Below are 19,936 nucleotides of genomic sequence, written 5' to 3'. Positions count from 1 at the left end.
GCGGATGGGCATGAAGCCTGCTTGCTGGGGCGAGGTTGTTTGTTGCCGAGGTTGCCGTGCGCTTCATGATGTCTTTTACCCCTTGTCGAACAAGTGCCGCCGCGGTGGTGCTGGCCCTGGCCACTTTCAATGCCCAGGCCGCCGGTGTGCTGGATCGCGTGAAGGCGGGCGGGCACCTGGTGTTGGCGCACCGCGATGCGTCCATTCCGTTTTCTTACCTTGATGCCGATGGCAAGCCGGTGGGTTATGCCATTGACCTGTGCTTGCGGCTGGCTGAGGTGATTCGCAAAAAGGCGGGTGTGCGCGACCTGCCGATCGACTACGTGAAGGTGACGGCGGCCGACCGCATCGAGGTGATTGCCCAGGGCAAGGCCGACATGGAGTGCGGCTCGACCACCAACAATGCAGAACGTCGCGAGAAGGTGGCGTTCACGGTGCCGCATTTCATCGTGGGGGCGCGAATCCTGGTGCGGGCCAACAGCAGGGTCACCCGGCTGGAGGATCTGTCGGGCAAGACCGTGGTGTCCACCCGGGGCACCACGCCGCTCAAGGTGATGGACCAGTTGAACCGGCAGCACCTGCTGAACCTGAAGATCACCGAGGCCGCCGACCACCAGCAGGCGCTGCAGATGGTGGCGCAGGGCAAGGCCGATGCCTTTGTGATGGACGACGTGCTGCTGTTTGGCCTGGTGGCCAGCAGCCCCACGCCGGCCGACTTCAAGGTGGTGGGCCGTTACCTGACCACCGAGCCGCTGGCCATCATGCTGCCCAAGGGCGATGTGGCGCTGAAGCAGTTGGTGGACGAGGAGATGAAGCACCTGATCGTCAGCCGCGACATCTACCCGGTGTACGAGCGCTGGTTCATGCGCCCGATCCCGCCCGGCAATGTGGCGCTGAACTTGCCAGTGAGCTATTTGCTGAAGGATTTTTGGAAGTACCCGACGGATCAGGTGCCGTTCTGAACCGGGGATGAGCGGTTTTTTGCTGCCAGCAAGAGGGCAGTTTAAAAAATTTTTTCTAATTAATACCCTTGTTTCAATGCACCAAAAACAGAATTGGCAGCAGATTTCTGTCGTTGATTTGGGTGTTGAGGCGACAATTTCAGAGAATTCTCACCAACTTGGTGAATCCGTGCAGCAACTTCATCAGATCATTCAGTTTCGCCAGTTTGTTGCTCCGCACAAAAAAGTTGTTCCGATGAACGGCTTTTGCTAGACTGGCAGCACTTTCAACCAAAGCAGAGAGGTCACTATGAACAGTTTCGCCAAGAAGGCTGTGGTCGCACTGGGCATCGCAGCCCTCGGCTTCGCCGCAAACGCTCAATTTGCCCCGGGTCAGACTGGAACCGTGCTGGCTGATCAGGTTCGCTCGGCGCTGGCCGCCAGCAGCCTGGCAGACGTTGTCCAAGCCGCCATCGCAGCAGGTGTGTCGCCCGCCGCTCTGGCTGTCGAACTGGTTGCTCAAGGCCAATCGGCAACGGCTGTTACAACCGCCGTGCTGACCGTGTCTCCGTCGTCCGCCAACGCTGTGGTGGCTGCACTGACCATCGGCGTGACTGACACCGAGAAGTCTTCCATCATCACCGCCGCCAAGGGCGTGAGCGGTGTGGATGTAGCTTCGCTGGACACCGCAACCGGTGCTGGCAACAACAACACAGGGGCTGCCGCGAGCGGCGGCGTTGGCAACAGCAGCTTCGGTACCTCGGCCGGTTCCACCTTTGGTGGCGGCGGCGGCGGTGGCGCAAGCCGCAGCTGATTGACTGCATAAAATCCCCGAAATGGCAGCTGCGCGCTGCCATTTTTTTTAGTCAGCCGGTTCGGATCAGGGATGGCGCGAATCAATAAGAGCACAAATCGCGGGGTGCGCAATAGCCGTCAAGGCGGCACCACCGTTGTCAGGGATGGATGGATTTTTGGCGGCCTGATCGCCTTGTTGTTTTGGGCGCCTTTGCCTTTGGGCAGCAACCGCACCTTTGCCGTGGGCATTTTGGTGCTGTGGGTGGCTTTGCTGCTGCTGGGGGCGGTGTGGGCATGGCGGCACCAGGCCGACCAGGCTTGGCAGCGCCTGTACACGTTTCGCTGGCCTCTGGGGGTGCTTGCCTTGTTCGTCTTGCTGGTCTGGTTTCAGACCTGGGAGCTGCCGTCGGCCTGGCTGCAGTTCATATCACCCGAGACTTGGCGGGTGCAGGATGGGGTGGCACCGTTCCGTATTTCGCTGGACGTGTTTCAGACCCGCATTTACGCGTCGCTTTCTACCGGGTACTTTTTTGCTTTTCTGCTGGTGTTGCTGACGGTGCGCGACCGGGCCCGGCTGGACACCCTGGCCATGGCCCTGGTGGTGGCGGGCGTGGTGCAGGCGGTGATTGGCGTGATGCTGTTCTCGGCCGGGGCACATTACCAGATCTATTTCTTTGAGGTGATTCACGACCGCGTGAAGGGCACTTTTGGCTACCACAACCATTTTGCGGGTTACATGGAGCTGTGCCTTTCTGTGGGGGTGGGCCTGATGCTGGCGCGCCTGGGCAACGACAGGCAGCAGGGCTCGGGCTGGAAGCACCGGCTGGCACGCATGATGCAATTTGTGCTCAGCCCCAAGATGCGGCTGCGCCTGCTGCTGGTGGTGATGGTGATCGCGCTGGTGCTGACCCGTTCACGCATGGGTAATGCCGGCTTTTTTGCTGCCTTGCTGGTGGTGGGGGTAATCACGCTGGCGCTCACGCGGCGTTCGGCGCCGGCCATGGTCACGCTGATCATCAGCCTGATCATTGTGGACGTGGTGGTGGTGGGCTCTTGGGTGGGGCTGGACAAGGTGGTGCACCGGGTGCAGGAAACCGCCGTGACCGATCAGGCCGGTGGCACCGAAGAGTCGATTGAAGCGCGCCAGGATGCGGCCATGCATGCACTGGATCTGGCCCGTGCGTTCCCGGTGTTTGGCACGGGGGGCGGCAGTTTCTACGGCACCTATATCCGGTATCGCACGCCTCGCCCCTATTATTTTGACCACGCCCATAACGATTACATCGAACTGGCCTGCGATTATGGTTTGGTGGGCCTGGGTATTTTGGGCAGTTTTGTGCTGATGACTTTTGGTGTGGCCGCACGCACCATGGCGCGCAGGCGCACCTCGTTGCCGCGGGGTATTGCCTTTGGGGTGATGATGGCCATCACCGCGCTGGCCATTCACAGCTGGGTCGATTTCAATTTGCAATTGCCGGCCAACGTGCTCACCCTGATGGTGATCATGGCCATGGGGTGGGTGGCGCATGCGCTACCCTCGGGGCGACATCAATCAGGTGACGAAGGGGAGCAGGCATGACTTTGCGCCGTCAGATTCTGGCTGTGATTTCGTTGGTGTTTCTGGGCATTTTGGCGGGCTTGCTGGTGTTCAGTGTGCGCGGCACGCGCGATTACCTGGAGCAGCAACTGGCCTCGCATGCGCAGGATGCGGCCACGGCTTTGTCGCTGCCCCTCGCGCAGTCGATGGGTCGCGACGACATGGTGCTGGTCGAGTTGAATGTGGCCAGTGTGTTCGACCGCGGTTTCTTCAAGCGTGTTGTGGTCACCGATGCCAAGGGCAAGGTGCTGGTGGAGCGTGAACTGCCCGAGAAGGTGGCCGAGGTGCCGCAGTGGTTTACCCGGGCGTTTCCGCTGACGTCGCCAGGGGGCGAGGCGTTTGTGTCGTCGGGCTGGCGCCAGTTGGGCAAGGTGATCGTGCAAAGCCAGCCTGAATATGCTTACCAATACCTCTGGAAGTCGGCCCGAGAAGTGGCCCTGTGGGTGTTTCTGGCTTACTTGGTGGCCTTGTTTTTGTCGCACCTGCTGCTGCAGATCATCTTGAACCCGTTGTACGCCATCGAGCGATCGGCCCGGGCCATCCAGGAGCGGCGTTTCGAGCAGATCGTGACCCAGCCCGCAGCGCGCGAGCTGGCCCGGGTGGTGCGGGCGATGAACGACATGGCCCGGCGCATTGCCGAGATCCTGGACGCAGAAACGGCCAAGGTGGAGGGCTTTCGCAAGCAGGTTTTGCACGATGAGCTGACGGGCCTGGACAACCGGCGCAGTTTTGACCTGCACCTGGGCGAGTTGCTGTCGGGGCCCGAGCCCCACATCCATGGCGTGCTGGTGGGCCTGGAGTTGAACGGCCTCAAAGACCTGAACACCGGCGGCGGCTACCTGCGCGGCAATGCCTTGCTGCAGTCGGTGGCCCGGATCAGCGCCGAGGTGCTGCAGGGGCATGCCCGCATTTCAGCCCGGTTGAGCGGTGCCAGCTTTGGTTTTGTGTTGGTGGATGTGGGGTTTGAGGAAGGGCGCCATCTGGCCCACCAGTTTCTGGCCGGCCTGCACGAGGTGCTGGCCGATGTAGAAGATGCGGGTGTGTCGTGCAGCGTGGGGGCGGTGCCTTTCAACCCCGGCGAGCAGAAGAGCCATCTGATGGCCCGGCTGGATCTGGCGATCGAGGCGGCGCGCCAACAGGGCCGCAACTCGGTGTTTGCCAGCAACCACCTGGACACCGAGCTGGACGCCCTGGGCTCAGAGCGCTGGCGTGCGCTGATTCAGCATGCCCTGAACGACAACCGTTGGCGCCTGCTGGCCCAGCCGGTGGTGTTTCTGAATGATCGGCGCCTGTTGCACCAGGAGCTGATGGTGCGACTGCTTGACGAGCACAACGGCCTGGTGCCGGCCGCTAGCTTTGTGCCCATGGCCATGCGCCACAAGCTGATGCCCGAGGTGGACCGTGCGGTGGTGTTGCTGGCGGTGGCCCGTTTGCGCGGCCACGGTGCCCCGGCCATGCCGATGGCCATCAATGTGTCGCTGCAAAGCGTGCGGCAGCGCAGTTTTGTGGATTGGCTGCGCGGTGTGCTGCGTGAGCAAGGCCTGCAGGCCAAGCTGTTGTCGTTTGAGCTGACGTGTTTTGGCTGCTCGCAAGACATCGAGGCGGCGCGGGCCTTTGCGTCGATGGTGCGTGAGCAGGGGGCCCGCTTTGGTATCGACCGCCTGGGTCTGGATGCGTTGTCCACCCGTGTGCTGCGCCAGGTGCCGCCCGATTACGTGAAGCTCGACAGCGCCTTGATCCACGAGGTGGAGGGCGAAGAGGTGTCGGGTGACTGGGTGAATGCCATTGCGGCGCTGGCCCGTTCGATGGACGTGCAGATCGTGGCCCAGGGCATTGAGTCTGAGATGGATGCCCAACGCCTGGTGGGTATTTACGATGCGGGGCAGGGCTACTTCTTTGGTAAGCCCGAGCCGGTTTGATAAAGAAAAAGGGATGGAATCATGATTTTGTTGACGGGTGGTGCTGGCTACATTGCCAGCCACACGGGCGTGGCCCTGGCCCTGGCAGGCATTCCGTATGTGGTGCTCGACAATTTTTGCAACAGCGTGCCGGCCGTGCTGGAGCGCATGCACGAGGTGGGGGGCCTGAAGCCCGCCCTGGTGCAGGGCGATGTGCGGGATGCAGCCACTCTCGATGCGCTGTTTGCCCGCTACCCGATCCAGGGTGTGATCCACTTTGCGGGCCTCAAGGCGGTGGGTGAGTCGGTGGCCGAGCCGACCTTGTATTACGAAAACAATGTGTCGGGCTCGGTGACCCTGATCCGGGCCATGCAACGGGCTGGCGTGAAGACCCTGGTGTTTTCGTCGTCGGCCACGGTGTATGGCAACTGCGATGCCTCGCCACTGCCCGAGTCGGTACCCTTGGCCCCCATCAACCCCTACGGCCAGAGCAAGCTGATGGTCGAATACATCCTGCGCGACGTGGCCGCTGCCAGCCCCGATTGGCGGGTGGCCTGCCTGCGCTATTTCAACCCGGTGGGGGCGCACATCAGCGGCCTGCTGGGTGAAGACCCGCGGGGCGTGCCGGGCAACCTGATGCCTTTCATTGGGCAGGTGGCGGTGGGGCGCCGGCCGCGACTGAGCGTTTTTGGCAACGATTACCCCACCCCTGATGGCACCGGGGTGCGTGATTACATCCACGTGATGGACTTGGCCGATGGCCACTTGGCGGCCCTGCGTTACCTGCAGGGCGAGTTGACGGGCCGCAACTGCCTGATGGCCAATCTGGGCACGGGGCAGGGCATTTCGGTGCTGCAGATGGTGCAGGCCTTTGAGCAGTACACGGGGCAGAAAATACCGTTCGAGGTGGCACCGCGTCGCGCCGGCGACCTGGCCAGTTACTACGCCGACCCCGGCCTGGCCAACCGCGTGTTGAGTTGGAAGGCGCAGCGTGGCCTGAAAGAAATGTGCGAAGACAGCTGGCGCTGGCAGCATCGCAACCCGATGGGGTATGCCCAAGCCTGAAGGGCTTAGCCCCGGGCGCGGTGCCAAGCACATGCACCGCGCCAACCCGGTGATGGACAGGCCCCGGGGGATGATTCAGCGAATTATTAATGGTTTTTTGACAAGTATTTGACGTTGGCGGGGCAGTGCGCACGGGAATCTGACGCATCATCGTCTGCATGGCAGACTTTCAAATCTCGTTGGAAATCCTGGCCTTCAGTCTGCTGTGTACTTTTGTGGCTCTGGGCTTGCTGTTGCGGGAGCGTTGGCGGTCCAGGCGCATCCGGGCAAAGTTGGCGACGGTGTCCGAAGAAATGGATGCCCTGTCGCTGTACGACAACAACACGGGTTTGCTCAACCGGCATGGCATCGAGACCGCACTGGGTCATTGGATTGCGCGGGCTGATCGAGACGGCAGCGCCTTTTGCGCGGTGTTTCTGAGCATCGATGAGTTCAAATCCCACAATCAGGCCTTCGGCCAGGAGTTTGGCGATCGGCTGATCAAGCTGAGTGCGCAGCGGCTGGGGTCTTCGCTGCCCGACGGTGCTGACCTGAGTTGTTTCAACGACGGTGAGTTTGTGTTGCTGCTGTCGGGCAACGAGGCAGTGGGCTTGGACACGGCCCGCCTGTTGCTTGATCGGTTTGCCCAGGCCCTGACGCACGACGACGGCACCACCGTGCTGACCTGTTCGATCGGGGTGTCGGTCTACCCGGCGCATGGGGGCCGTTCGCGGCTGTTGGTGAATGCGTCGATTGCAGCCCGCCAGGTGGGGCGGCAGGGGGGCGGCGACTTTTGCCTGTATGACCCCCAGATGAGCGCCGATCTGCGTGAGCAGACCCTGTTGGTGGCCGACCTGCGTCAGGCCATCGAACAAGGGCAACTGGAGCTCTATTTCCAACCCAAGGTGGATGCCCGCACCCTGCACATCACTGCAGCCGAGGCCTTGCTGCGCTGGCATCACCCCACGCGCGGGCATGTCAGCCCGGCGGTGTTCATCCCCCTGGCCGAACGCAATGGCCTGATCGGCACCATTGGCAACTGGGTGATCGAAGAAGCCTGCCGGGTCGCGGGGCACTGGCGTGAGCTGGGCCTGCGCATGCGGGTGGCCGTCAATATCTCGGGCTATCAGATGCGGCAGGACGATCTGGTGGAGCGCATCGCGGAGGCATTGCGTCGCCACCGCCTGCAGCCCGGGCGTTTCACCTGCGAGATCACCGAATCGGTGGCCATGGAAGACACCAAGGGCACCCAGCAGACCTTTGAAAAAATGCGCTCGATCGGCCTGCATGTGTCGATCGATGACTTTGGCACCGGGTATTCGAGCCTGGCCACCCTGCGCCGGCTGCCAGCCTCTGAGCTCAAGGTGGACCGGGCCTTTGTGTCTGACCTGGCCGAGAGCGAAGACGCCCGCTCGATTGCGAACTCGATCATCGGGCTGGCCAAGGCCCTGAACCTCAAGGTGGTGGCCGAAGGGGTGGAAACCCAGCAGCAGTGCGACTGGTTGATGAAAATGGGCTGCGATGAGTTGCAGGGCTACCTGTTCTCGCGCCCGATTCCGGCGGCCGAGATGGAGCGCCTGGCCTTGGCGGCCCCCAGCGAACGGCGTGGGCCGGGCTTCAGTGACTCGCTGTTCAATGCCACGGTGGTGGCCGACTTGGCCGAGCTTTCCGACCTTCCTCGCTAGGGCGGCACGCGCAGAGCCGGGGCTTGGCGCACTCAGTCGAAGGCCCAGGCTCCCAGGGCGCTGGGGCCCACCGCGCCACGCCACAGGCTGCGGCCCGGCGCATCAGAGCCGGCCCCGCTGGCCACCATCAAGGGCAGCAAGTGCTCTTCGCGCGGGTGCGACGCCAGACCGCCCGGGGCCCGGTGCCATTGCGCCAGGTGTTCGGTGCGCTGGGCCTGAGGGCCTTGCAGAGCGGTGTCGAGCCAGTCGTGAAAATCGTGCGACCAGGGGGCGGCCAGGGCGAATTGACGCAGGTTGTGATAGCTCATGCCGGCGCCCACGATCAGCACGCCTTCGTCGCGCAGGGGGCTCAGGGCGGCACCCAGCTGGCAATGCAGCGCGGGGTCGAGGCTGGCTTGCAGCGACATGGCCACCACGGGCACGTCAGCCTGTGGGTACATCACCTTGAGCGGTATGAACACGCCATGGTCCCAGCCGTAGTCGGTGTCGACCCGGGCCGGCAGGCCGGCGCCGTGCAGCAGATCGCAGGCGCGCTGCGCCAGCGCGGGCAGGCCGGGCGCCGGGTATTGCAAGGTGTAGGTCTCGGGCGGAAAGCCGTAGTAGTCGTAGATCAGCCCGGGCTGGGGGCCCCCCGTGAAGCTGGGCACATCGGTCTCCCAGTGGGCGGTGATGATCAGGATGGCCTTGGGCGTGGCGGGCAGCAAGCTGTTGACGCTGCGCAGAAAGTCTTCGGTGGCCTGGTAGCGCTGCTTGCGTTCACCGGTCATGAAGAACGAGGGGCCACCGCCATGCGGCAGGTACAGGGCAGGCAGGCGCGTAGAGGTCACGTGGGCTCCGGTGGGGTTCAACTGTGCGGCTGGATGTTACCCCGGCCGATCACCGGGTCGATCCCCAGCCGATCACCCCCAACAGCCCACGGCCATCCGCGTGGGTTGAGGCGGGCAGGGGGCATCGCCCTTATAATTTTGGACATTTTTCGTCAATATCAGCCCGAGCCGGGGCGAAGGAATCAGATAATGAGCCAGACTACCCAAGATTATCCGCAAGACGCCGACGCATTCAAGCGCGTCGTCAGCGATTATCAAGCCACTGCGGCTTATAAGAATCCGATTTTGTTTGCGGTGGGGCGTCAGGTTTATACAGCAAACCGCACGCTGGCTTCGGTGCGTTATCCGGTGGTGAATGGCCTAGGCCAGAATACCGGCAGCGCCGCCATTTTGATGAAGGTGCTGGGCGTTGAGCCCGCGGGTGTGCAAAACGTGGTGCTGAGCGCCGCACAGCTGGCCGAGGCCCTGCGTTACTTTGCCCCGTTTGTGAACGACGGCAAGCAACACCCCAATCTGGTGGCCCTGCAGCAGGCGGCAGCCCAGCTGGCAGCCGCCCCGGCCGGCGCCGCTTCTGAAATCGTGGCCACTTTCATCTTTGATGACATTGATCCGCAAGGCGTTGAAGACAGCACCCTGAAGCTTTATGGCCTGAGCCAGCGCCATTTCAAGCCGAACCAATTGAATCTGACCAAGATTTTCACCAAGTTCCCGAATGTGGCCTGGGTGGGTGATGTGCCGATGGACGCGGCTGAAATTGACCAGGCCTTGATGGGCGCTGCATTTGGCAATACCGAATTTGCCCCGCACATGGTCGACAAGTTTCCGCTGTATGTGCACCGCATCAATACCGTGAAAATGGGCGTGCGCATCACCGACCAGCACAAGGTGCGTCTGGGTGCCTACCTGGGCGAGGGCACGACCCTGATGCCGGGGGCCAGCTACATCAACTTCAACGCGGGCACCGAAGGCCCGTCGATGGTTGAAGGCCGCATCAGTTCGTCGGTGTTCGTGGGCGCGGGCACCGACCTGGGCGGTGGCGCCTCTACGCTGGGGGTGCTCTCGGGGGGCAACAACACGCCGATCTCGGTGGGCCGCAACTGCCTGCTGGAGGTGAACTCGGCTTTGGGCATTCCGGTGGGGGACGCCGTGATCCTGGCGGCTGAAGTGGCCTTGATGGCTTCGTCGCTGGTGAAGGTGGACATCGAAGGCCATCCGCTGAACGGCAAGACCGTGAAGGCCATCGAGCTGGTGGGCATCAATGCCGTGACGTTCCGCCGTCACAACCAGACGGGTGGTCTGGAAGTGGTGCGCACCCGTCGCAACATCGATTTCGCCAAGAAGCTCGACAACGGTGAAGACATCCTGAACGGCGACCTGCACAAGAATTGATCGACGGCTGACACGGCAGGCCTTTCGATAGGCTTGTCGACCCGTTCGACCCAGCCCGCTTGCGCTTGCGCAGAGCGGGCTTTTTTGTATGGGGCCTTGCCGCGGTATGACAGGAGGATCGGCGTGGCTGGCGACCAGCCCGGGGAATCAGCGCAGCTTGAGTGAAAACTGGCAGCGCAGGTTTTCCGGGGCGCCCAGTTCAGGTCGCTGCAAGCCCTTGAGGCTGCTCAACTGCAGAACCCGCTTGCCCAGCATGCCGTTTGATGCGTCGCCGCTGGCCTCGACCTGACAGTTCTGCCTGGGCTCCAGCGTTGCGTCGGGCAGGGCGGCTGGCAGTTCAAGCCGCCAGACCTGGCCTGAGTTGGTCTGCAAGGCCCACCACGAGAAGGGGGCGCTGCCCTTGCGTGTCAGCAGGCCGACCCCTGTCCAGGCCGTGACCGAATCGTTGTCCACGCGCGCAGGCCGGGGGCCTGCGGCGGTGGCGGATTCCGGGCTGGCACAAGCCGCCAGGCCCAGGCCGCAGGCCAGGGCCAGCATCAGGCGCAGCGCCGTGGTGTGTTGGGTCATGTCAGCGGATCACCAGCGTCAGGGTGCTGCCGGCGGGCACGATCACGTTGTTGCGCACATAGCTCACGGCGCCGGCACCGAGGGTGTCCACACTGTAGTAATGGCTGGTTGCCTTGAAGCCGGAGGCGTCAATCGGTGTCGGTTGGGCAGGGAGATAGGACACAAACTGCGATGTGTCCACCGCCCCCAGGGTGTAGCCGCCATCAGTTTTACTGGGCAGACCATAGTGGTCGATGGCCGAGGACAGTGGCAGCGCAGCGAACAGTGCCGCACCGAAATGAGAGAACTCGTCAGCAAAGCCGCTGCCCCCATTGGCCTTGATCAGGGCATCGAGGCAGGTGTAACTGCCATTGCTGGTGCTACCGTCGTTGCAGTTGGTGATCAGCTGCTTGTAGATCGCCAGGCCGTACCGTCGATTGATGAAGGCGCCAAACGAGCCCCCGATGGCGTAATGGGCGTCGGCGAGGTCGAGCCAGTTGATGTACGAGGTGCCGCCCCCGGTCGCCATGTAGGTGGGCACGCGGATCGACGCGATCGGGTTGTAGCCTGCATTGACCACTGGCGTCACGATGTCTTCGGTCATCATCGCGGACGTCTCTTCCAGCCACGTGTCGTGCGCGGTGTCGCGGGCCACGGCGCGCTGGTAGAAATTGGTCATGTGTGTGGCTTCGTGGAGCAACGACGATAGGGCGTAGGCCCGTGAGGCCTGGATCTGATTGGCGTTGATGAAAAACACCAAGGCCTGATTCGAATTGGCCATCGACGCGTCGGCGGATTGCAAGAAGTTGTTCACGCCATAAAAGTAGCCTGCCCAACCGGCGGTGTCGGGGGCGTTGACGATGGCGATGTTGATGTCCTGCAGGTTGCTGCCGTCCTGGATCAACTGGGTCGGGTAGCTGCTGGCCGCTGCCCCCCAGACGTCGCCGAGCAGGCTGTTCATCCGATCAAACCCCCCTGACGTGCCACAGACCGTGGCCTGCATGGCGGTGATGTCACTGGCGGTGACCACGCCGGCCCGCGTGGCATTGGGGTCCAGCCAGAACACCACGTTGCGCCCGGATGGCAGGCCGCACGTGGCCACCACGGTGGTGGCGTAGGGCACGGGCGTGGTCTTGCTGTCGAAGAGGTCATTCCAGGTGCGCGAGGCACCGACCGACGGCGTGGGGCTGGCCTGAGCGGCCCGCCCAGCCGGGGGGGCTATCTTGCCACTCGACAACAGGCGCGACAAGGCTTGGTTCTTGGCCAGCAATTCGCTGTGGAAATGGGCCTCGGTTGCGGCACTGATCAGGCGTTCAGGGGCTTTCACTGTCGCCTTGGTGCCGGCAGCCGTGGTGGTGAGCGAGCTGAGCACTGGGCTGCTCAAGGTGCCCAAGGATGGGCTTTGGGCTGCTGTCGTGGTGCCGGTGTTGGCAAAAAGCAGGGTGGCCCGTTGTCCGGATTTCACGCCCGCGATGTTGATGTTGAGAACCGCGGGTGCGTTGTCGGGGTTGACAAAGCGCCAAGCTCCTACGCCGTTGCCCGAGTAGCTGTTGGCGCTGAGTGCACCGCAGTTGCTGCCACTGCAATCGACGCTGAGGGCATCGCTGGCTGCGGTACCTGCGACGGCTTGTTGAAGCGACGCTGTGGCGCTGCCGCCATTGCTGTCTTGCACCGTCAGGCTCACGGCATAGGTACCGGCGCTGGTGTAGGTGTGGGTGACGCGGCTGCCGGTCCCGGTGCTGCCATCGCCAAAGGCCCATTGGTAGCTCAGGGCCAGGCCTTTGGCACTGGTGGCACTGCCCGTGAAGCTGACCACCTGGCCCACCGTGGGCAAGGTGGCCGAACTGCTGATGGTGGGTGTGGTCACCGCAGGGGAGATGACCGTGATCTGCTGGCTGGCGGTCGTCGACTGGCCGGCCGTATTGGTGGCCCTGACGCTGAGGGTATAGGTACCCGCTGAGCTGAAGGTGTGGCTGACATTGGCGCCTGTGGCACCCTGGCCATCGCCGAAATCCCAGCTGTAGCCCAGGTTGAGACCCAAGGGGTCGGTGCTGCTGGCACTCAGGCTGGTGGACGCCGTGGCATAAATTGCCGCGCCGTTGTTGATCGTCAACTGTGGGGTCGAAGGGGCCGAAGACAGCACCTGGATGGGAAGGGTGCTGGCGGTGGAAACGTTGGCCGTGTTGGTGGCTGTCAGTTTCAGGTTGTAGGTGCCGGCCGCCGCGAAAACGTGGGCCACACTGGTGCCGGTGACGGCGGATGAGCCATCGCCAAAATCCCAGGTGAAGCTGAGGGCGCGGCCTGCGGGGTCGGTGCTGCTGGCCGTGAACTTGACCGTGTTCTGCGCGTAGGCGGCACTGCCATTGGTGATCGCGACCGTGGGGGCGGACGGCGCTGTGCTGGTGCTTTGCCCGCCGTTGCCGGTGTCGTTGCTAGCGCCACTACCGCCGCCGCTGCCGCCGCCGCAGGCACTCAGCCCGATCACAAGGGCCCCCGCCAAGATCATCGAACCGAGCGATCGGCCTGGAGCCCTGAGATTCACGTAACAAACCACCATGAAATTACACCCCTTTTACTCATTGGTAATTTTTAGCACTTGATCATAGTGACAAATATGGGGTAAGTGCCCAACCGCGGTGGCTGGGCAGAGAGGGCGGTCGCAGGCCCGCCTGGGTTCCAGGAGGGCCTGGGCTGCCCAGGGTGGATCAGTACTCCGACGGGTCTTGCATCAGCTCGTAGCCCACCTTGACGCCGATCACGGCGCTCATCTTGATCAGGGTCTTGTGGGCGCACTGCTTCATGAACTCGGCGTCGGCCGGGCCGGCGTTGTGAGCCTCCCACATCACCGAGATGTACTCGGCGTCGCCCAGCTTGAGTTCAACCACATAGCGCAGCACGGTGTAGTCCTCGGCTTCGGCGTCGCCGGTCTCGTCTTCGAGCAGCTCGAAGAAGGTGGCGATGCGGCAGGTGAAGCCGGTGCGTTCGTTGACGAACTCGGCATCCCATTCGGGTTCGCCGAAGCGCTCGATCCAGCTTTCCTGGTGGGCGGTGCCGAAGTTGAAGCCCTCCACGCAACTGGTGAAGATCTCAGCCGGCGTGAGGCCGTTGACCAGGGGCTGATCGAGGGGGATGGACTTGTCGGTGTCCCGAGTGTTGGGCATGGTGGCTCCAGTGTGTGTGGTGCGGGCCGCGGTTGCGGCCCGACGGGGGGATTGTGGCCTGCCGGATGTGGCAGGTGTTTGACGGCGGCCGGGTGGCCGCCGTGGCTCAGCGTTTGCCTGGAGCGGGCTTGGTTGGCAGCAGGGTGTCGATCTCGGCGTCCTTGCGCTCCCAAAGATCACCCAGCCAGCGGTGGAAAGTACCGCGGAATTCAGAATCCTTGTCGTAGTCGCCCTGGGCAAACTCGGGCGGAATGGCCACCTGGTGCACGCGCATGATCACGCGGGGGCAACGCCCGCACAGAAAATCCCAGAAGCTGGGCACGCCATCGGGGTACACGATGGTGGCGTCGATCAGCGAGTGAAACCGCTCGCCCATGGCGTTGAGCGACAGGGCCAGCGCGCCGGCCTTGGGCTTGAGCAGGTGGCGGTAGGGCGACGAGGTGCGGCGGTGCTTGTCGGGGGTGAAGCGCGTGCCTTCGGCGAAGTTCATGATGCTGGTGGGCACCTGGGCAAATTTCTCGCAGGCCTTGCGGGTGGTTTCGCGGTCTTGATCGCGCAGGCCCGGGTTTTTGCGCAGGGCATCGCGCGAGTGGCGCTTCATGAACGGAAAATCCAGCGCCCACCAGGCCAGGCCGATCACCGGCACATAGATCAGCTGCTGCTTGATGAAGAACTTGAGCATCGGGATGCGGTGGTTCAACTGGTGTTGCAACGCAAAGATATCGACCCAGCTCTGGTGATTGGCATTGACCAGGTACCAGCCCTGGTAGGGCAGTTGCTCGACGCCTTGCACATCCCAGCGGGTGCGTTGGGTGAGGGCCATCCAGCCGCTGTTGCAACTGATCCAGGCTGTGGCGATGCGGTTCAGCCAGGGGTCGATGAAGCTGCGCACGCCTTGAAAGGGCAGTACCAGCTTGAACAGCGCCAGGATGAACAGCAGGGCGCACCAGAACAAGGTGTTGAGGACCAGCAGCACAAAGGCGATGACGCCCCTGAGCAGGGGCGGGAGAAAACTGAGCATAGGGAGCTTGGCGAACAAGGGTGAGGGTGGAGCATTGTGCCCAAGCCCAGGAAAGCAAAACCTGAGCTAGGTCAGGCTTTTTCGTGGCGCGTCAATGCGGGTGGTGCGCCTTGAGCGCGGCGGCGGCTTCGCCCACCAGGGCCGGGCCTCGGTAGATCAGGCCCGTGTAGAGCTGCACCAGGCTGGCGCCGGCTTCGAGCTTGCTGACGGCGTCGCGGCCGCTCAACACACCGCCCACGCCGATGATGGGGTAGGTAGGGCCCAGTGTGGCGCGAAGGCGGCGGATCACGCGGTTGCTGGCTTCCAGCACCGGGGCGCCGCTGAGGCCACCGACTTCTTCGGCGTGGGCTTGGCCCTTGACGGCATCACGGCTCAGGGTGGTGTTGGTGGCCACCACACCGTCCATGCCGTGGCGCTGCAGGGTGGCGGCAATCACCTCGATCTGGGCCTCGTCCAGGTCGGGGGCGATTTTCACGAACAAGGGCACGCGGCGGTTCTGGGCGGCTTGCAGTTCGGCGCGCCGGGCGGCCAGGGCCGACAGCAGCTGGTCCAGGGCTTCATCGCTTTGCAGGGCGCGCAGGTTTTTTGTGTTGGGGCTGGAGATGTTGACTGTCACGTAGTCGGCATGGGGGTAGACGCCGTCCAGGCAGGTCAGGTAGTCGCTGGTGGCCTGTTCGATGGGCGTGGCAGCGTTTTTGCCGATGTTCAGACCCAGCAGCATGGGTTGGCTGCCGCCCTGGGTGCGGAAGCGGGCGCGTTTGACGTTGGCGATGAAGGCGTCCAGCCCTTCGTTGTTGAAGCCCAGGCGGTTGATCAGCGCGTTGCTCTGGGGCAGGCGGAACATGCGCGGCTTGGGGTTGCCCGGCTGGCCCTTGGGGGTGACGGTGCCCACTTCGACAAAGCCAAAGCCCAGGGCGCCCAGCGCGTCGATGCAGCGGGCGTTTTTGTCGAGCCCGGCGGCCAGGCCGATGCGGTTGGGAAAGCTCAGGCCAGCCACGGTCACCGGGTCGCTCACCCGGCTGCCAGCCCAGGCCCATTGCAGCGGCGTGCCTTGGGTGCGCGCCAGGGCGTTCAGGGTCAGTTCATGAGCCTTTTCGGCGTCCATGCTGAACAAAAAGGGGCGGGCGAGGGCATAGGGCAGAAGCGACATTGGATAATTCGGGCGTTTTGTAAGTCTTCCCCCGATTTTCCCCCAATCCCTCACCCCACTTCCCCGGATTCCCCATGAGCACCACCACCTACACCCAAGACGAACTCAAGGCCCTGGTTGGCCAGGCCGCGCTGCACTACGTGGTGCCAGGCGAAATCGTGGGGGTGGGCACGGGCTCGACGGTCAACAAGTTCATCGATGCGCTGGCCAGCATGCGCGACCAGATCCCGGGTGCGGTGTCCAGCTCCGAGGCCTCGACGGTGCGACTGAAGGCCCTGGGTATCCCGGTGCTGGATGCCAACCAGGTCAGCAGCCTGTCGGTCTACATTGACGGGGCCGATGAAATCGACGGCAACGGTTACATGATCAAGGGCGGTGGCGCGGCCCTGACGCGCGAAAAAATCGTGGCCAGCCTGTCCAAGCGCTTTGTCTGTATTGCCGACGAGTCGAAGAAGGTGCCGGTGTTGGGCGGCTTTCCGCTGCCTGTCGAGGTGATCCCCATGGCCGCCCAGCGCATCATCCGGCAGTTCGCCGCCCTGGGCGGTGAGGGCAGCGTGCGCCTGAAAGACGGCCAGCCCCTGATCACCGACAACGGCCAGGTGATCGTGGATGTGCGCGGCCTCAAGATCGCCGACCCGCTGGCCTTTGAATCCGAAGTGAACCAGTGGCCTGGCGTGGTGACCGTGGGCGTGTTTGCCCATCAGAAGGCCGCCGTGTGCCTGCTGGGCACGCCGCGTGGTGTGGAAACCCTGAGCTACTGAGACCTGTTTTGAGCCCGGGCACCGGGCTGCAATCTGCATTGGCGATGGCCCCCATGTCGTTTGGGCAAGGGCGGCGCAGCCCTGGGTGAGCCCTGCGGCACACGAGGCTTGTGAATGTGAAACCTACAATTACAGGTTACTTAACATATTCACAACATAGAGATAAACACCATGTTTCTGCGTCGCACGATTCTGTCCGCCTGTGTGGCATCGGCCCTGGCGGCCAGCTCTGGCATGGCCTTAGCCCAACAGGCCAAGGAGGTGAAGCTGGGTTATGCGCTGGCCATCAATTCGCACTACGGTGCCGCCGCCCAGGCCTGGTCTGAATCGGTAGAGAAGGCCACCAACAACGCCTTCAAGTTCAAGCAGTTCCCTTCCAGTGCATTGGGCGGTGAGCGCGAGCTGATCGAAGGCCTGCAGTTGGGCACGGTCGAAGCGGTGATTGTGTCCACGGGGGCCTTGAGCAATTTCGTGCCGGATGTGGGTGTGGTGGACATTCCTTTCCTGTTCCGTGACACCGCACACGCCCGCGCCGTGCTGGACGGCAGCTTCGGCCAGGACCTGCTGGGCAAGTTCAAGGCCCGCGGCCTGATCGCCCTGGCCTGGGGGGAGCAGGGCTTTCGCCACCTGAGCAACAACAAGGTGGCGGTCAGCAAGCCCGAAGACCTCAAGGGCCTGAAGATCCGGGTGACCGAGAACCCGGTGCACATCACGGCCTTCCGCACCCTGGGTGCCTCGCCCACCCCCATGGCCTGGCCCGAAGTGATTGGGGCCCTGCAGCAAGGCACCATCGACGGCCAGGAGAACCCGATCTCGGTGTTTGTGTCGGCCAAGCTGTGGCAGGTGCAGAAGCACCTGACGTTGACCTCGCACGTGTACGCACCGATGGCGCTGATTGTGTCGCCCGGATTCTGGGGCAGCCTGAACGATGCCCAGAAGGCCGCCTTCACGCAAGGTGCCAAGGCCGGTGCGCTGGCATCGCGCAAGTTTGTGGATGAGGTCGAGAAGAAGGGCGTTGAAGAGATCAAGTCGCATGGCGTGCAAGTGGTGACCCAGGTGGATCGTGCGGCCTTCCAGGCGGCCCTGGCCCCGGCCTACAAGCAGTACGCCAGCAAGTTCGGCCAGAAGACGCTGGACGAGATCAGCCACGCCAAGTAAGCCGGTCCGCCTGGCCGCCGCAGGTGGCCGGGGCCCGTCTTTTCCCCCACCTTCACGGCGCCCCAGTGGCGCCGTGTTCACCTGTTCCATTGCCTATGTTCAATCGCCTTGAACGCGTCCTGGTGGCCTGCAACCGCTGGGTGCTGATTCTGTTGTTGCTGGTCATGGCCTGCATCGTGTTTGCCAATGTGGTGCTGCGCTACACCACAGGCGACTCCATCGTCTGGGCCGAAGAGGTGGCCCGCCACCTGATGATCTGGGGCACTTTTCTGGGGGCCGGCCTGGTGCTGCGTTTTGGTGGCCATGTGGCCATCGACAACCTGCATCAGGTGGTCAGCACCCCGCTGGCCCGGTTGCTGCGCACGGTGGTGGTGGTGGGCATGGGCTTGTTCTGTGCCGTGATGACGTACTTCTCCATCCTGTATGTGTGGGCCACGCGGTTTCAGACCACGGCGGCCACCGACATCCCGATTGCCTACATCTACACGGCCATGCCGATCGGTTTTGTGCTGATGCTGCTGCACCTGATGTTTGTGGCGCGTGGCTACATCTCGGCGGGCCGCTTTGAAGAGTCGGACGAGATGGATGCCGAATCGGCAGCCTCGCTGTGAACGGCCGGAGACAACACCCATGACCCTGACTCTTTTCATTGCCGCCATCGTCTTGATGACGCTCGGTTTCCCGGTGGCCTTTGCGTTGGCCATGTCGGCCTCGCTGGCCGTGTTTGTCGGCGGGCGCTACCCGCAGTTGATCGTCTTCAAGGAGATGTTCACCGGCATCGACAGTTTTCCGCTGATGGCGGTGCCCTTTTTCATCCTGGCCGCCGAGATCATGTCGGGCGGTGCGCTGACGACGGTGCTGTTGCGCTTTGCCGCCCAGTTTGTGGGCCACCTGCGCGGCGGCCTGGGTTATGCCAACATCCTGTCGCTGACGCTGTTCTCGGGCATCTCGGGCTCGGCCCTGGCCGATGCGGCCGGCCCGGGCTCGATGATGGTGAAGATGATGGAAAAGGCGGGCTACTCGCGTGCCTACGCGGCGGCACTGACGGCCAGCACGGCCATCGTAGGGCCCATCATCCCGCCGTCGATCATCATGATCATCTACGCTTTGCAGGATGAGCAGGTCTCTGTGGGCGGGCTGTTCATCGCGGGGTTCATCCCCGGCCTGCTGATTGCGCTGGCCATGGCAGTGGTGAACTGGCGGGTTTGCCGCGAGCGTGACTACCGCTCGCGCGAGCCGCAGCCTTCGGGCCGCGAGATGCTGGTCAACAGTTTCAAGGCCATCCCGGCACTGGGCCTGGTGGTGTTGATCCTGGTGGGCATCCGCTTCGGGATCTTCACCCCCACCGAGGCGTCGGTGGTGGCGGTGTTCTATGCCCTGGTCTGCGGCAAATGGGTGTATCGCACGCTGGAGTGGAAGGCGCTGCCGCACATTGCGGCCCGCTCGGCCTTGCTGACGGCTTCGGTGTTGTTGGTGGTGGCGGCGTCGGCGGCCTTTGCCTGGGTGCTGACCGTGGAAGGCGTGCCTCAGCAACTGGCACAGACCATCGTGGGCTGGAACCTCTCGCCTGTCACCTTCCTGATCGCGGTGAACGTGCTGTTGCTGCTGTTCGGCATTTTCATGGAGCCCTTGCCGGGGGTGATGATCATGGTGCCCATCCTGGCACCGATCTCGGCGGCGCTGGGCATCGACCCGATCCATTTCGCGATGGTGGTGATCGTGAACCTGACGCTGGGCATGATCACGCCCCCGGTGGGAGGGCTGCTGTTCGTGACCTCGGTGGCCACCAAGGTGCCGCTGAAGGACCTGACCCGCGAGCTGCCCTGGTTTTTGCTGGCGCACCTGATCGTGCTGATCCTGTTGACTTTTGTACCGGCCATCTCGACCTGGTTGCCGCACGTCTTGGGGTTTTGAGCCGCAAGGTGTTTTGAGTTGCCAAGAAGAAGGGCCCCGCGGGGCCCTT

At 63.2% G+C, this 19,936-nt stretch carries 18 protein-coding genes; 12 read left to right on the top strand and 6 right to left on the bottom strand.

What is annotated here, in order from left to right; genetic code table 11:
• Positions 1-65: 65 nt before the first annotated feature.
• The 7 genes from AC07PT_RS07120 to AC07PT_RS07090 all read left to right on the top strand — a co-directional run bounded on the left by AC07PT_RS07120 (position 66) and on the right by AC07PT_RS07090 (position 7,960).
• Positions 66-962 (top strand): amino acid ABC transporter substrate-binding protein, encoded by an 897-nt coding sequence (locus tag AC07PT_RS07120; RefSeq protein WP_494656258.1) that lies wholly within the window; start codon positions 66-68, stop codon positions 960-962.
• A 7-nt stretch (positions 963-969) separates the two neighbouring features.
• Positions 970-1,215: a hypothetical protein gene (locus tag AC07PT_RS07115; RefSeq protein WP_494656257.1), complete on the top strand. Its 246-nt coding sequence runs from the start codon at positions 970-972 to the stop codon at positions 1,213-1,215.
• Between the two features lie 36 nt (positions 1,216-1,251).
• Positions 1,252-1,755, top strand: a complete 504-nt coding sequence (locus AC07PT_RS07110; RefSeq protein WP_494656256.1) for a hypothetical protein — start codon at positions 1,252-1,254, stop codon at positions 1,753-1,755.
• A gap of 177 nt (positions 1,756-1,932) precedes the next feature.
• Positions 1,933-3,315: an O-antigen ligase family protein gene (locus AC07PT_RS07105; RefSeq protein WP_494656255.1), complete on the top strand. Its 1,383-nt coding sequence runs from the start codon at positions 1,933-1,935 to the stop codon at positions 3,313-3,315.
• Positions 3,312-5,252, top strand: a complete 1,941-nt coding sequence (locus tag AC07PT_RS07100) for a bifunctional diguanylate cyclase/phosphodiesterase (protein WP_494656254.1) — start codon at positions 3,312-3,314, stop codon at positions 5,250-5,252. The genes AC07PT_RS07105 and AC07PT_RS07100 overlap by 4 nt, the downstream gene beginning before the upstream one ends.
• 21 nt (positions 5,253-5,273) lie before the next feature.
• Entirely contained in the window at positions 5,274-6,296 is a 1,023-nt protein-coding gene (galE, locus tag AC07PT_RS07095; RefSeq protein ID WP_494656253.1) for a UDP-glucose 4-epimerase GalE, read from the top strand.
• Positions 6,297-6,454: 158 nt separating this feature from the next.
• Positions 6,455-7,960 (top strand): putative bifunctional diguanylate cyclase/phosphodiesterase, encoded by a 1,506-nt coding sequence (locus AC07PT_RS07090; protein WP_494656252.1) that lies wholly within the window; start codon positions 6,455-6,457, stop codon positions 7,958-7,960.
• 32 nt (positions 7,961-7,992) lie between these two features.
• Here the strand turns inward: AC07PT_RS07090 and AC07PT_RS07085 are convergent, their stop codons facing one another.
• Entirely contained in the window at positions 7,993-8,787 is a 795-nt protein-coding gene (locus tag AC07PT_RS07085; protein ID WP_494656251.1) for a DODA-type extradiol aromatic ring-opening family dioxygenase, read from the bottom strand.
• Between the two features lie 189 nt (positions 8,788-8,976).
• Between AC07PT_RS07085 and AC07PT_RS07080 the strand changes: the two genes are divergently transcribed.
• Positions 8,977-10,176: a tetrahydrodipicolinate N-succinyltransferase N-terminal domain-containing protein gene (locus AC07PT_RS07080; protein WP_494656250.1), complete on the top strand. Its 1,200-nt coding sequence runs from the start codon at positions 8,977-8,979 to the stop codon at positions 10,174-10,176.
• Between the two features lie 147 nt (positions 10,177-10,323).
• Here AC07PT_RS07080 and AC07PT_RS07075 read toward each other — a convergent pair whose 3' ends face one another.
• From AC07PT_RS07075 to AC07PT_RS07055, 5 genes are all read right to left on the bottom strand, one after another.
• The gene (locus tag AC07PT_RS07075; RefSeq protein WP_494656249.1) at positions 10,324-10,743 is read right to left on the bottom strand and encodes a hypothetical protein; all 420 of its coding nucleotides are present in this window, start codon (positions 10,741-10,743) and stop codon (positions 10,324-10,326) included.
• Position 10,744: 1 nt separating this feature from the next.
• A complete protein-coding gene (locus AC07PT_RS07070) occupies positions 10,745-13,222 on the bottom strand; it encodes a M30 family zinc metallopeptidase (protein ID WP_494656248.1) in 2,478 nt (825 codons plus the stop codon).
• 205 nt (positions 13,223-13,427) lie between these two features.
• Positions 13,428-13,883 (bottom strand): hypothetical protein, encoded by a 456-nt coding sequence (locus AC07PT_RS07065; RefSeq protein ID WP_492346623.1) that lies wholly within the window; start codon positions 13,881-13,883, stop codon positions 13,428-13,430.
• A 106-nt stretch (positions 13,884-13,989) separates the two neighbouring features.
• Positions 13,990-14,904 (bottom strand): 1-acylglycerol-3-phosphate O-acyltransferase, YihG family, encoded by a 915-nt coding sequence (yihG, locus tag AC07PT_RS07060; RefSeq protein WP_494656247.1) that lies wholly within the window; start codon positions 14,902-14,904, stop codon positions 13,990-13,992.
• 91 nt (positions 14,905-14,995) lie between these two features.
• Complete coding sequence (locus AC07PT_RS07055; RefSeq protein ID WP_494656246.1) at positions 14,996-16,054, bottom strand: quinone-dependent dihydroorotate dehydrogenase; 1,059 nt, start codon at positions 16,052-16,054, stop codon at positions 14,996-14,998.
• Positions 16,055-16,128: 74 nt separating this feature from the next.
• Between AC07PT_RS07055 and rpiA the strand changes: the two genes are divergently transcribed.
• From rpiA to AC07PT_RS07035, 4 genes are all read left to right on the top strand, one after another.
• Entirely contained in the window at positions 16,129-16,815 is a 687-nt protein-coding gene (gene rpiA, locus AC07PT_RS07050) for a ribose-5-phosphate isomerase RpiA (RefSeq protein WP_494656245.1), read from the top strand.
• Positions 16,816-16,986: 171 nt separating this feature from the next.
• Positions 16,987-17,973, top strand: coding sequence for a TRAP transporter substrate-binding protein (locus AC07PT_RS07045; RefSeq protein WP_494656244.1), 987 nt, complete (start codon positions 16,987-16,989; stop codon positions 17,971-17,973).
• A gap of 95 nt (positions 17,974-18,068) precedes the next feature.
• Positions 18,069-18,584 (top strand): TRAP transporter small permease, encoded by a 516-nt coding sequence (locus AC07PT_RS07040; RefSeq protein ID WP_492346632.1) that lies wholly within the window; start codon positions 18,069-18,071, stop codon positions 18,582-18,584.
• Between the two features lie 19 nt (positions 18,585-18,603).
• Positions 18,604-19,887, top strand: coding sequence for a TRAP transporter large permease (locus AC07PT_RS07035; protein WP_494656243.1), 1,284 nt, complete (start codon positions 18,604-18,606; stop codon positions 19,885-19,887).
• The last annotated feature ends 49 nt before the right edge of the window (positions 19,888-19,936 follow it).

It is taken from the genome of Curvibacter sp. GW821-FHT09D12 (assembly GCF_059416245.1).
Note: the sequence above shows the minus strand (reverse complement) of the source record. Positions and strands in the feature narration are given on the sequence as shown.